The organism is uncultured Marinobacter sp. (genome assembly GCF_963974375.1).
GTDB lineage: Bacteria > Pseudomonadota > Gammaproteobacteria > Pseudomonadales > Oleiphilaceae > Marinobacter.
Map to the genome: position 1 here is coordinate 1 of NZ_CAXBDN010000110.1, position 12,999 is coordinate 12,999.

At 59.0% G+C, this 12,999-nt stretch carries 10 protein-coding genes; all 10 read right to left on the bottom strand.

Going from position 1 to position 12,999, the window contains the following annotated elements:
* Nucleotides 1-639 (bottom strand): TGS domain-containing protein (locus AAC035_RS10880; protein ID WP_339803799.1); only part of this gene is annotated, 639 nt, incomplete at its 3' end.
* Nucleotides 640-749: 110 nt separating this feature from the next.
* Nucleotides 750-3,389, bottom strand: a complete 2,640-nt coding sequence (locus AAC035_RS10885) for a TRAP transporter permease (RefSeq protein ID WP_339803802.1) — start codon at nt 3,387-3,389, stop codon at nt 750-752.
* 124 nt (nt 3,390-3,513) lie between these two features.
* On the bottom strand, nt 3,514-4,506 hold the full coding sequence (locus AAC035_RS10890) for a TAXI family TRAP transporter solute-binding subunit (protein WP_339803805.1): 993 nt from the start codon (nt 4,504-4,506) through the stop codon (nt 3,514-3,516).
* A 128-nt stretch (nt 4,507-4,634) separates the two neighbouring features.
* The gene (gene pepN / locus AAC035_RS10895) at nt 4,635-7,274 is read right to left on the bottom strand and encodes an aminopeptidase N (protein ID WP_339803808.1); all 2,640 of its coding nucleotides are present in this window, start codon (nt 7,272-7,274) and stop codon (nt 4,635-4,637) included.
* 86 nt (nt 7,275-7,360) lie between these two features.
* Nucleotides 7,361-8,161 carry a DUF2797 domain-containing protein gene (locus AAC035_RS10900; protein ID WP_339803825.1) on the bottom strand — a complete coding sequence of 267 codons (801 nt, stop codon included), beginning with the start codon at nt 8,159-8,161 and terminating at the stop codon, nt 7,361-7,363.
* Between the two features lie 46 nt (nt 8,162-8,207).
* Nucleotides 8,208-8,468 carry a DUF1315 family protein gene (locus AAC035_RS10905; protein ID WP_339803810.1) on the bottom strand — a complete coding sequence of 87 codons (261 nt, stop codon included), beginning with the start codon at nt 8,466-8,468 and terminating at the stop codon, nt 8,208-8,210.
* 143 nt (nt 8,469-8,611) lie between these two features.
* A complete protein-coding gene (locus AAC035_RS10910) occupies nt 8,612-9,472 on the bottom strand; it encodes a rhomboid family intramembrane serine protease (RefSeq protein ID WP_339803813.1) in 861 nt (286 codons plus the stop codon).
* 5 nt (nt 9,473-9,477) lie between these two features.
* On the bottom strand, nt 9,478-10,488 hold the full coding sequence (locus AAC035_RS10915; protein ID WP_339803816.1) for a metallophosphoesterase: 1,011 nt from the start codon (nt 10,486-10,488) through the stop codon (nt 9,478-9,480).
* A 2-nt stretch (nt 10,489-10,490) separates the two neighbouring features.
* Complete coding sequence (locus tag AAC035_RS10920) at nt 10,491-11,375, bottom strand: NAD(+) kinase (RefSeq protein ID WP_339803819.1); 885 nt, start codon at nt 11,373-11,375, stop codon at nt 10,491-10,493.
* Between the two features lie 98 nt (nt 11,376-11,473).
* Nucleotides 11,474-12,736, bottom strand: coding sequence for a DNA repair protein (locus AAC035_RS10925; protein WP_339803822.1), 1,263 nt, complete (start codon nt 12,734-12,736; stop codon nt 11,474-11,476).
* Nucleotides 12,737-12,999: the final 263 nt, after the last annotated feature.

Sequence of the window (12,999 nt, forward strand, 5' to 3'; positions counted from 1 at the left end):
CTGCTCATTGCTGGTATCACCACGCCAGTAGGCACCCGCCACCTTGGTCAGCTTGAAGGCCTTGAGCTTGCCGGTGCTGGGCACATGAGGGCCACGACACAGGTCAATGAAATCACCCTGGCGGTAGAATGACAGGTCCTCTTCACCGGGAATATCCTCGATGATGCGCACCTTGTACTCTTCACCCATGGCGTCAAACAGCTTGACGGCCTCATCCCGGGACATCACGGAACGGGAAACGGCAATGTCCTGCTTTGACAGTTCTTCCATACGGCTTTCAATACGCGCCAGATCTTCATTGGTGAACGGGCGATCGAATTTGAAGTCGTAGTAAAAGCCGTTGTCAATCACCGGACCGATGGTGACCTGGGCTTCCGGAAACAGCTCTTTCACGGCCATGGCCAGCAAATGAGCGGTGGAGTGACGGATAATATCGACGCCGTCTTCGTCACGCTCGGTAACAATGGCCAGCTCGGCGTCTTCCGCTATTTCGTGGCTGGTATCCACCAGACTGCCATTAACCTTGCCGGCAAGTGCGGCTTTGGCCAGACCGGCGCCAATATCCGCCGCCACATCATGGACAGTGACAGGATTGGGAAAACTGCGGTGACTGCCATCAGGCAGGGTAATAACAGGCATGTAACGCTCCTCTCAGCGGTGATCCGTACCAAAGACCACGTGTCATCGGGAGCCACGCTACCATCGTGGCTCAACAGGACGCGCATTTTAGCAGCATTTCGCCAAAGATGTCAGGCGCTTGCTGCCACGTCCGGAGAAGCTCTGTCAGCCTTTCCCCGGCGCAGCTGACGCCGGCCAATCCAGGCCAGCAGCAGGATGGCCGGAAGGTACATCAACTCCCGTGGCGGTCGCTCCTGGGGCACCCTCACAGATTCGATCAGCCAGTCGAAATCAATACCTGCCGTTTCTGCCGGGCTGCCAAACTCCACCATATCCACCACCAGCGTCGAGTCCTGCTGGCGCAGTTCAAGCCCGGCGTTCTGCAGGCGCTGATCAGCGTCCGCACCCTCCCCCAGGGGCAGTTCCAGCCAGGTGGACACATCGGCTCCGGTCAGCGACATGCCGGATACCTGAATCACGATGCTGTCGAGGTCCTGTTCTGCGCTCAGAGCGTCCAGCTGGGCGATCAGCTCCACACCCGGCCTGTCCTCGTACTCAGGATAAACCATGTCCCACCAGAAGCCGGGCCGGAACAGGGTAAACGCGATCAGCACCAGCAAGGCAGACTCCCAGCGATAACTTCGGGTGAGCCAGTAACCCTGGGTGGCGGCAGCGAAGACCAGCATGGCGGCCACCGCACTGACCACTGTCAGTACCAGATCCACCGGCCCGCTGAGGCCGATCAGCAGCAACTGGGTGTTGAAAATAAACATGAATGGCAGAATAGCGGTGCGTATGTCGTAGGCAAATCCCTGAATACCGGTCCGTATCGGATCCGCGCCTGATATGGCGGCAGCAGCATAGGCGGCCAGACCCACCGGCGGCGTGTCATCCGCCAGAATCCCGAAATAGAACACAAACATGTGCACCGCAATCAGCGGCACCAGCAAGCCGTTCTGGGCTCCCAGGGTAACAATCACCGGTGCCATCAGGCTGGAGACCACCACGTAATTGGCGGTGGTGGGCAGGCCCATACCCAGCACAATGCAGATGACCGCTGTAAACACCAGCATCAGCATCAGATTGCCGCCAGAGAGAAACTCCACAAATTCCGTCATCACCTGCCCCAGCCCGGTCAGGGTGATGGTGCCCACCACAATCCCGGCGGTGGCTGTGGCTACACCGATACCGATCATGTTACGGGCGCCGGTGACCATGCCCTGTATCAGGTCCTCAGCGCCGTCGCGCAGAGCCCGGACCAGGGCCCCCTGATGACGGAAAGCCGCCATCAACGGTCGTTGGGTTACCACGATAAAGATCATGAACAGGGTGGCCCAGAATGCCGACAGCGATGCCGAAAACTGCTCAACTGCCAGACACCACACCAGCACAACCACCGGTAACAGAAAGTGCAGACCCTTTTTGACGGTCTCTGCCACCGGCGGCAGGGTCTCCGTACCAAATTCCTCCAGATCTGCCATGGGGGGAGTGCTGGCGGCATAGCGCACCAGCAACACATAGGCCAGGATCGTGAGTGCGCCCACCAGCCAGATGGCGGCGTCACCCAGCCAGACCTTGATCCAGCCAATGCCGTAGTAAACCGCGAGCGTCAGAACAATCAGCCCCAGCAGCAGGGTCACCCACTTCAGCAGGCGCTGGGCCAGGGTCTGGGTCACTGGTCGCTGAATGCCTTTCATGTTCAGCTTCACCGCTTCCAGGTGAACAATGTAGATCAGCGCGATGTAGGAGATCAGCGCCGGCAGAATCGCGTGCTTGACCACCTCAAGATAGGACACGCCGGTAAAGTCCATGATCAGGAATGCTGCGGCGCCCATGACAGGCGGTGTCAGCTGGCCATTGGTGGATGCCGCCACCTCTATTGCCCCAGCCTTGGTGGCCGGAAAGCCCACCCGCTTCATCAGCGGAATGGTAAAGGTACCGGTGGTGACCACATTGGCGATGGATGACCCGGAAATCACACCCGAAAGACCACTGGATACCACGGCAGCCTTGGCCGGCCCGCCCCTCATATGTCCCAGCAGTGCGTAGGTGACCTGAATAAAGTACTGACCGGCGCCAGCCCGTTCCAGCAGCGCCCCGAACAGCACGAACAGAAAAACGAAACTGACCGAAACCCGGATAGGTACCCCGAACACACCCTCGGTACCCAGCCATTGATGGGAAGCCAGCCTGTTCAGGCTCGCACCCCGGTGTGAGATAACGTCCGGCATCCAGGGGCCGGCCAGGGAATAGACAATAAAGACCGCGGCAACAATCGTCAGCGGCAATCCCAGTGCCCGCCGGGTTGCCTCCAGCAGCAACACAAGGCCGGTGATGGCAACCACCAGATCCATGGTGTTCGGTGCCCCGGGGCGGCGGGCCAGCCCGTCGTAAAACAGGTACAGATAAGCAGCCGAAAAGGCAGCGGCAAACGCCAGCAGCCAATCGTAGAAAGGCACGTGGTTGTCGTGCCGGCCCTTGATTGCCGGAAACGAAACAAACGCCAGAAAGATGGCAAAGGCCAGATGTATTGAGCGCGCTTCGGAGGAATTGAAGGCACCAATACCAATGATGTATGGCAGCGGCGATGCGTACCATAACTGGAACAGCGACCACGCCAGTGCCACCAGAAACAGCACGCGGGCAACCGGACCCGTCAGCGCCCGCCCCCCGGTTTCCGTCTGTAATACCTGCCGGACCTGATCCGGCTGTCCAGGCGCGCCCGGGCGAGACGAATCGGCATGATGAAGATCCGGCGGGCTTCCGGGCATAGACTGTTTCCCTGTGGTCACTGGAAGGTTTTACGCATGGTCACTTTGGCGGTGCCGTGCAACAAAGCGAAAGCGGCGGCCGGCAACGTCCTGTTCCCGGCCTCCGGAGTCAGCGTGAGGCTGGTTATTCCATCAGGCCCGCTTCGCGATAGTAACGCTCAGCCCCCGGGTGCAGCGGAACACTGAGAGCGTCTGACACCATCTCTTCCTTTTCCAGATTGCCAAAGGCCGGATGCAGACGCTTGAAGCTGTCAAAGTTCTCAAAAACCGCCCGAACCACGGCGTAGACCACGTCATCGGCTACATCTTCGGAGGTCACAAAGGTGGCCGCGACACCGAAGGTGGTGACGTCTGCGTCATTGCCGCGGTACATGCCCGCAGGAATGGTTGCCACCCGGTAGTAAGGGTTATCGGCCACCAGCTTCCGGGTGGCTTCGTTATCCACTGTCACGATCACGCTGTCGCAGGACGTGGTGGCTTCCTTGATGGCGCCGGAGGGATGACCAACGGTGTAGAAGAAGGCGTCGATATTGCCATCACACAGTGCCTGGGATTGCTCAGCGGCACGCAATTCAGCGGCCTGCCGGAACTTGTCCATGTCCCAGCCCATTGCGTTCATCAGCACTTCCGCCGTGGCGCGCTGGCCTGAACCAGGGTTACCCACAGAAACCCGCTTGCCTTCCAGATCCTCGAACCTGCGGATACCGGAATCCTTGCTGGCAACCACGGTGAATGGCTCCGGGTGCATGGAGAACACCGCCCGCAGCTTCTTGTTTGCACGCCCCTCAAACTCGGAGGATCCGTTATAGGCATGGTACTGCCAGTCCGACTGTGCCACCGCCAGATCCAGCTCGCCCTGACCGATGGCATTGAGGTTGTACACCGATCCGCCGGTGGCCTCAACGGAACAGCGAATACCGTGCTCCTTGCGATCCATATTCACCAGCCGGCAGATGGCACCACCCGCCGGATAGTAAACGCCGGTCACACCACCGGTGCCAATCGTCACGAAACGCTGTTCCTGGGCAGACAGCGAGAAAGAGGCTGCAGCCAGTCCTGCTGTTGCGGCCAGAGCCAGCACCGATGCTCTCAGCCGGTTTGATTTGAAAAGTGCCATAAACGATTCCCTCTTCGTCAATGTAGTTCGGTACCGAGTTGCCGAATGCTTCCCTCGTACCCTGTCAGAGCCGCTGTAACATCAGTAAACCAGCTGCAACTGCAAAAGCAACCTGTCCGGGCCAGACCTCAGTCAGCAAGCCCTTTGTGAACAATCTCATAGACATCCCGCGACAGGCCTTCCTTGTCACGAATTGATTCCAGTGCTTCCCGCATGGCATCGCTGTGAACCGGTGCAAACTTCCGCCAACGGGTCAGTGGCGAGACCAGGCGAGCGGCAATCTGCGGGTTGCTGTCGTCAAGCCGGCGCACCACCTCGGCCAGGAAGCGATAGCCGGAACCGTCCTGATTGTGGAAATGAGCGAGGTTCTGACCCGCAAACGCACCCACCACCGAGCGCACCTTGTTCGGATTTTTCCAGTCGAACGCCGGGTGTTCCAGCAGACGCTGTACAGCCGGCAGGTCGCCGGCACTGTGACTGGACGCCTGCACCGAGAACCATTGCTCCACAACCTGCGGGTCGGCCTGCCAGCGTTCATAGAAACTGGCCAGCACCTGCTCACGGGCATCCGCAAATGAAGAGTTGACCAGTGCCCGTAAAGCGCCGGACTGGTCGGTCATGTTGGTAGCATTGCGGAACTGATCCAGCGCCAGCTGACAACCCTGTTCATCACCGATGTGTAACAGCCAGGCCAGGGCCATGTTGCGCAGGCTACGACCGGCAATAGCCTCGGGCGTGAGTTCATACCCGGTATCTGGCTGATGGCGCTGGTAACAGGCATGGAGGTCATCCCGCAATTCACTGGCCAGCACGTCGAGCACCCGGGTGCGAGCCTGATGGATCGCCTGGACGTCGGCGCCGTCGCTCAGTTCAATCAGATAGGCTTCGGTTGGCAACTGCAACATCTTGGCAATCAGCGCCTGGTCCGCCGTGGCATCCGTCAGCAAGGTGCGACAGGCATCAACCAGGCGTCCGTCCACCTCGGTGCCGGCACCGCTTGCGAGCTCCTGAATCACATCAACAGCCAGGCGCTGGCCCGCATCCCAGCGGTTGAAGCCATCGCTGTCGTGGCTCATCAGGAAGGTCAGCTGGTCGCGGGTCCAGGGGTAGTGAACCCTGACCGGAGCGGAGAAATGCCGCAGCAGAGAGGGCACCGGCTGTTCGGTAACGCCATAGAAGTCGAAGGTGTGGCTTGCCTGCTTCAGCTCCAGCACCCGGGTTGAGGGCGCGTCTGCCTCTTCCGCAGTCAGCTTCAGTGGCAGATCCCGGCCTTTGCTATCCAGCAGACCGATGGCCAGCGGAATGTGCTGCGGCTGCTTGTCGGTCTGTCCGGGTGTATCCGGAACCAGTTGTCGCACGGAAAGCCGGTAGCACTGGGAATCCGCGTCGTAGTGGTCTTCCACGGTCAATACGGGGGTGCCCGCCTGGTGGTACCAGAGCCGGAACTGCTCGAGATCCCGGCCACTGGCATCTTCCATGGCTTTCACAAAATCATCGGTGGTGACCGCCTGGCCATCGTGACGCTCGAAGTAGAGATCACTGCCCTTGCGGAACAGATCCGGACCCAGCAGGGTGTAAATCATTCTGACTACTTCAGCCCCTTTTTCATAAATGGTCAGGGTGTAGAAGTTGGTGATTTCCATGTAGGACGCCGGCCGCACCGGGTGTGCCATGGGGCCGCCGTCTTCGGCAAACTGCGCGGTGCGCAACAGGGTGACGTTGTCGATGCGCTGAACCGTTTCTGAGCCCATATCGGAGGAAAACTGCGAATCACGGAACACCGTGAACCCTTCTTTCAGACTGAGCTGGAACCAGTCGCGGCAGGTCACCCGGTTACCGGACCAGTTGTGGAAATATTCGTGGGCCACAATGGCTTCGATACGCTGAAATGCCGCATCTGTTTCCGATTCGGGACGGGCCAGCACGCAGGACGAGTTGAAAATATTGAGGCCCTTGTTTTCCATGGCGCCCATGTTGAAGTCATCCACTGCAACGATCATGAAGATGTCGAGGTCGTATTCCCGGCCGTACACCTTCTCGTCCCAGCGCATGGCTCGTTTGAGAGAATCCAGCGCGTACTCACATTTCTGGGCATTGCGAGGCTCGACATACATCCGCAGGGCGATGTCCCGACCCGACATTGTGGTGAAGGTATCCGCTTTCTCCACCAGATCTCCGGCCACCAGGGCAAACAGATAACTGGGCTTGGGGAACGGATCTTCCCAGGTAACAAAATGACGGCCGTCAGCCAGATCACCCCGATCCACATCGTTGCCATTGGACAGCAGCACCGGATAACGGACCTTGTCGGCCTCGATCCGGGTGCGATAACGGGACATCACGTCGGGCCGGTCCGGGAAGAAGGTAATACAGCGGAAACCCTCGGCCTCACACTGGGTACAGAACATGGCCGAAGACTTGTACAGACCCTCAAGGCGGGTGTTGTTCTGGGGCTCGATCCAGGTCACCACAGAAAGCTCGAATTCTTCAGGCACATCCGCAATCACCAGCAAATCGCCCTGATCATCATAGGCGGTCGGCGCCAGCTCGCGATTGTTCAGGCGTACCGACTGCAGCTTCAGCGAATCCCCGTGCAGCTCCAGTTGGCCACCAGCGCCTTCAGCGGCGGGGTTCCGGCGCACCGTGAGGGTGCTGTGCACGCGGGCACCTTCTTCAAACAGCTCGAAGCGGAGGTCCACGAAGTCCACCAGGTAATCCGGTACCCGGTAGTCGCTCAGATAAATGGTTTTTGGCTGGCTTGTGCGCATAGCAATCTCTCAGTCTTCGGTATCAGGTGATAAAAGACGATCAACCCGGGCGGAAGCAACGGTCCTGCTGATTCCGCGCCGGCCGCTCAGGCCGGGCAGGCCCTTACCCGCACCTGATACGCCGTGTATTTGCGAATATTGATAACGCCGGTGTCCAGTATCAGGTATTGACCCTTGATACCCTGCAACACGCCCGACGCCAGCGGAACCTTGTCGAGATTATGGGTCTTGACGGTTTTCGGCCACACCACAACCGGATAGTCCGTCGTCCACACCGGTTCTGCCGACGCCTCCAGCGAGCCGGCACCATGCTCTGCCGCCAGACGCTCAAGTTCCGGTTCAATCTTCGCCAACAGTGCCTCGCGTTCGGCCATCAGGTCCACTTCCGGTGCCTCACCCTTGAGCATGGTACGCCAGTTGGTCCGGTCCGCAACGTGCTGCTTGCAGGCGACTTCTACCAGCCCCGCCAGGTATCGGGTAGCCACCCGCAGCATGGGGATAGCAGCGACGGCACCCTGATCGATCCAGCGGGTCGGCACCTGGCTGGCCCGGGTAATGCCTACTTTAAGACCTGACGAATTGGCCAGATACACCACATGACCCGTCATGCAGTGAGTTTCACCCCATTCCGGTTCGCGACAGGTACCAAGGTGATAATGGCATTTCTCAGGGCTCATGATGCAGCTGTCACAGGCTGCCAACCGTTTGAAACAGGGGAAACAGAAGCCCTGATTGAAACTTTTGCTGGTTTTCCGGTCGCAGTGAACACAGCGGATTTCGCCCGTGTACTCAATGTCGATCTGCTGCCCCAGAAGCGGATTCAGTGCCACCTGGTGATCCCCCACCCTGAGGGTATAGTCCACCGGGCTGGATTGGGTTACCGGCATTTTGGACAGTCGCCCGGTTACATCAATGGTTGTGCTCAAAGCCACCTCAACTCAGAATCCGAATGGTATCAACGCCGTCATCCGGACCACAGGTACTGCCATCACTGCGACTGCGATCAATAAAGCCGACCCGCTGGTTTTCCGGAATATTATGGGCTTGCTCGTAGTAAATAACCGCCTGCATACAGATTTCGCGCTGCTCTGCCGGCACCTTGCGGCCATCCGGCCATTTTCCCAGTTCTACCGCACGGCGCAGGCTCTGGTATACCGCAGGATCAAGTCGCTCGATTAATTCTTCGTAAGTCATAAAAATAACCCCGCAAAGCATTTGACAGACTTAAACGTAAATGATTATCATTACCTCACCAAATGACAACGGTCGTTAGCATTTGGTCTCTCTCATCAGGAGCTTCAGAGCTCTTTTCATGCCCCGCCTCTGGCGGGGCTTTTTTATGCCCTGACCGGACGCCCTGGCGCCATCACCAGCGCCATCAGCAGGCCACCGATAAAGCCTCCGAGATGGGCCTCGTTGGCCATGCGCCCGATGCCGATCCACTCTGGCAGCGGCGTAAAGCCGATCAGCATCCACACCATCGCAAACACCACCAGCGCCGGCGGGAACTGGAATCGTGCTCTGCGTTGCTGACTCAGCCAGCAATACCCGAGCACACCGTACACAACTCCGGACAAGCCACCGAACAAGGGACCGGATACCAGATACTGCAAGGTGTTGGACAGCAGACTGGTCACCACGAACAGGGCCAGAAAGCGCCCGCGCCCGTCGAACCACTCCACCTGACTGCCCAGAAACCAGAGCATCACCGCATTGAAAATAATGTGCATCCAGCTGAAATGCAGAAAATCCGGAGTAATCAGCCGCCACACCTGGCCCGAGGCAAGCGTCTGCGCCAGGGCATCGAGCCGCTGCACGAAGCTCTGCCAGGGGAACGCCTGGGGATCGGTATAGGTCAGCCACAGCGCCAGTTCACTGCTACCCAGTCCGGTGACCCAGGCCAGCAGGCCGGCAATAATGATGATGCCCAGCACTACCGGTGCATGCCCCGGAGAAGGCTGCCATCGGCCGCCGGTCACCGGGGCACGGCCGGCCTCATCGACCGCATCCCGCACGTCTTCCCGTGCCATATACTGCTCCAGTGCCGCGAGAACCGGGTCGGTGTGCTCAGCCTGTGCCAGCCAGAGCACCTGATCCCCGCCTTCTTCGGTGATCCGGTGCTGCACACCCTGCTGATCCAGCCAGCGGCTGAAGCCGGCCAGATCCATATCCCCTGCCAGTTGTTTGATGCGGAACACCAGCCTTACCTCGCTACGCTGTCTTCGGTGCGCGATGATGTCACCAGTTCCGGCCGCTCGACATCCACAGAAACAAATTTGTCCCTGGAGAGCACTCGTTCGCCGTCCATCCGGTAAGCCACCAATTTGCCATATTTGACCGCGCTGTAGTCGATACAGGCCACATTCGCTTTCAGGGGCGCGGGCGTACCCTCCATCCAGTAATGACCGACAAAAACCGGCGGTGCACTCAGCGGGTACTCGAGAATCTGCTTCAGCTCGTCTTCACTGAGCTTCCTGCGGGCCACATCCTCCGGCAGCGGGTCGGGCTGGAACACGACGTCGGCATAGGTCTTCGGGTCTTCTGCCCAGAATTTGGTGCGGAAGAAGCGGCGGGTATAACCATCCTTGCTGGTGATGGTCATGCCATCAGGAAGAATGAGGTCGGTTCCCCGCAGCAGGGTATCCATAACCTGACCCGCAAAAGACTCGATAGCGGAAGACGCATGCAGGAAATCTTCGTCAATGGTAGTCCCACCCTGGCTGGCCTCGAACTGACGGATCAGTTTTTCATCCCAGCAGGCATGTACCACCCGGAAATCATCATCCTCAATGAACAACGGTATGGTGTAGAACCATTCAAGAAATTCGTTCCATTCATGGGGGTAGTGATCAAACTGCTCCAGCGTTTCGCGGATCAGCCGGTCATGGCGGGCGTTATGCTCCCGCAACCACTGCTGACCGCTACCCGGCCGGGCCCGGGTGCAATAGCCCAGGGCATTGTATTCGTGGTTACCCATGACAATTCTGGCGGAGCCATGCTCCACCATATCCCGCACCAGGTGCAGTGCCTCGCGGATGCGGGGACCCCGGTCGATAATGTCACCGATAAAGACAGCCTGGCGCTGAGGATGCTGAAACACCCCGTTGCGCTTGCTATAGCCCATTTGCTCCAGCAGATTTTCCAGGGTTCTGGCGCAGCCGTGTATGTCACCGATGATGTCGTAGCCTCGGCAGGCCTTCCGTATCGTAGCCATGATTAACTCGCTGCTATCTCACTCGCCCAGCCCAGTTTTTCTCTGCAGGTGGCGTAGAAGTTGTGGTCTTTCGGGTGGATCAGGCGGACCTTGAACGGCTTTTTGGTAATCCGGATGATGTCACCGGGGGCGCAGGCGATGTCCATCTGGCCATCGAAGCTGATTTGCGGATAGGTTTCGTTGGTGTCTCCGATCACCAGCTTGATCTCGCTTTTGCCATCCACAACGATAGGACGGCTGCTGAGGGTGTGGGGGAACATTGGCACCAGCACTACGGCGTCCAGCTTGGGATGCATGATTGGCCCGCCGGCTGACAGTGAATAGGCGGTGGAGCCGGTGGGCGTCGCCACGATAAGCCCGTCCGAGCGCTGACTGTATACGAAATGACCGTCAATATAGAGGTCAAAACCAATCATCCGGGTAGATTTGCCAGGGTGCAGCACCACATCGTTCAAGGCGCTGCCATAGCCCAGAGGCTGGCCGTCCCGTTCCAGGTTACCGTCCAGCAGGAAGCGCTGCTCCTCGATGTACTCGCCCTGCAGGACCTTGCCCAGCTTTTCTTCCAGATCTGCAGGAGAAATATCGGTCAGAAAACCGAGACGGCCACGATTGACCCCCAGTACCGGCACTTTCGATTTGGCCAGCTCCCTGGCGGCACCCAGCAGACTGCCATCGCCGCCCACCACGATCACCAGATCACAGATCTCACCCATCAGCTTCTTGCTGGCCACCTGCAAACCGTGGCCCGGGAGCATGGCAGAGGTATCCTGTTCAAGAATGACCTGGTAGTTCTCATTGAGCAGGTAGCTCTTGAGCTGGCGCAGGGTTTCAACCACCTTGACGCTACCCATGCGGCCAATAACACCGATATTCCTGAACTGATCCATGAAGAGTCCTGTGAAAGTCGTTCGTTGATGCACGTTTCGTCACACCATCTTAACGAATTACGGACCGATTCTGAAAAAGATTGTCCGCCAGGGCCTGCTCAGGCAATGCCGGCGCCATGAACTTCGCAGCGATCGTCGATTCCCGGCTGGAAATCAGCAGGCTGACTGACCCGCATCACGGGCTGGCCACAGCAGTCTTCCGGGTTATCGCCGACCTCACGACACACCGGATTTTCGTAGTGGTCAAGCCATTTGCGATAGGCACCTTCGGTCAGCCCACACTTGTCCGCCGCGTAGGCCACCGGGTTAGAGAAGTACCGCTGCAGATCACCGAATGGCAGCGTGATATGCCCGACGCCGGCGTGGTAGCCCACCACAAAGACCTTCTGTTGCTGCAACTGGTAGATCAGTGAGTCTTCATCCGGCTGTTCGCTGCGAATCCGGTTCAGTTCCGACTCCAGGTCCCGGGCGGTTCGGGTCTGGGCCTCCAGTTCACGCTGCTTGCGGTCCAGTTGCTCACGCAGCAAGACCACTTCGGCCTCAGCGGCCTCATTGACGCCGGTGGTGGCCGCCCGGACCTGATCGAGTTGCTGCTGCAGGCCCGCCAGTTGCTCATCTCGGCGTACAAGGCGCTTTTTGACCTTGCTGGTTTCCAGACGCTGACGCTCCAGCTTTCGCTCGAGCTCCTTGAACTCTGCCTGCTCGGCCCGGTGCTCCAGCCGGTGCCCGCGCTGCAACGAGGCAATGGCATCCTGATGGGCGCTCTGCATGGTTTTGATCCGCAGGCGCTGTTCCCGGATCATCCCGGCAAGACGATTCCGCTGGGCGGCGGCTTCCCGGGCGGCCACCTCTGCGTCCGGCTTGCCCAGCAAGGTGCGCACCACGGGAATGTGATCGTCCGAAACCGGCGCCTTGCGCCGATACTTCAGGTGATTCGCCTCGACCGCCTTGCGAATGGACTGGAAGTGGTTGGCACCGGGAGTCATTTCCGGATCCCAGAGCTCATCCGTGTACTTCGCATCGGGACAACGACTGCGGCAGACCAGACGAATGGGGCCAGCCCCCATGTCCGGTCCACTGGAGCCCTTACCTGCCAGTACATCTACCGGGATATCCCAGTGCCCGTCGGCCCGGCCTTCATCGTCAAAATAAATCCGGAAAAACACCAGCGCCCTGACCAGCAGGTCGTTGCCCATCTGGACAAAAACCGCGCGCACGTCCGTATCGGCAAGGTCAGACAGGCCTACGTAGCCATCGAGGAAAGCATCAAACTCGGTCGCCCGCATCTGGCGGGCCACGTCGGTGCCTTCCATCAGAAATACTGCAGCGTAACCATCGGCAGACGGGTCGACCAATGCCATCAAACACTCCTGAACAACTTACCGGGACGGCTCACGAGATCCTTCCAACGAGAGTATCCGTGAACGAGATAGCCAGCCGTCGGGCTGACCAGGGTTTGCTGAGATCATCTGTCGGCTTGAACATCTGTCAGTGTGAATAGTTACCGGAAATTTAGCCAGTCCGAATGCCCCGCCATGGTCACCAGTTCTGCGTTTTGTGAAAAGCGCCCGGCATCGGCCGGGCGTCCGGGGTCAGATTGCTGCCGCCAGGCGTGAACCCTGAT

What these genes read in the sequence shown, in the direction of transcription:
- AAC035_RS10885 (WP_339803802.1), bottom strand. Translation starts at nt 3,389, where the DNA reads ATGCCCGGAAGCCCGCCGGATCTTCATCATGCCGATTCGTCTCGCCCG.
- AAC035_RS10890 (WP_339803805.1), bottom strand. Translation starts at nt 4,506, where the DNA reads ATGGCACTTTTCAAATCAAACCGGCTGAGAGCATCGGTGCTGGCTCTG.
- pepN (WP_339803808.1), bottom strand. Translation starts at nt 7,274, where the DNA reads ATGCGCACAAGCCAGCCAAAAACCATTTATCTGAGCGACTACCGGGTA.
- AAC035_RS10900 (WP_339803825.1), bottom strand. Translation starts at nt 8,161, where the DNA reads ATGCCGGTAACCCAATCCAGCCCGGTGGACTATACCCTCAGGGTGGGG.
- AAC035_RS10905 (WP_339803810.1), bottom strand. Translation starts at nt 8,468, where the DNA reads ATGACTTACGAAGAATTAATCGAGCGACTTGATCCTGCGGTATACCAG.
- AAC035_RS10915 (WP_339803816.1), bottom strand. Translation starts at nt 10,488, where the DNA reads ATGGCTACGATACGGAAGGCCTGCCGAGGCTACGACATCATCGGTGAC.
- AAC035_RS10920 (WP_339803819.1), bottom strand. Translation starts at nt 11,375, where the DNA reads ATGGATCAGTTCAGGAATATCGGTGTTATTGGCCGCATGGGTAGCGTC.
- AAC035_RS10925 (WP_339803822.1), bottom strand. Translation starts at nt 12,736, where the DNA reads ATGGCATTGGTCGACCCGTCTGCCGATGGTTACGCTGCAGTATTTCTG.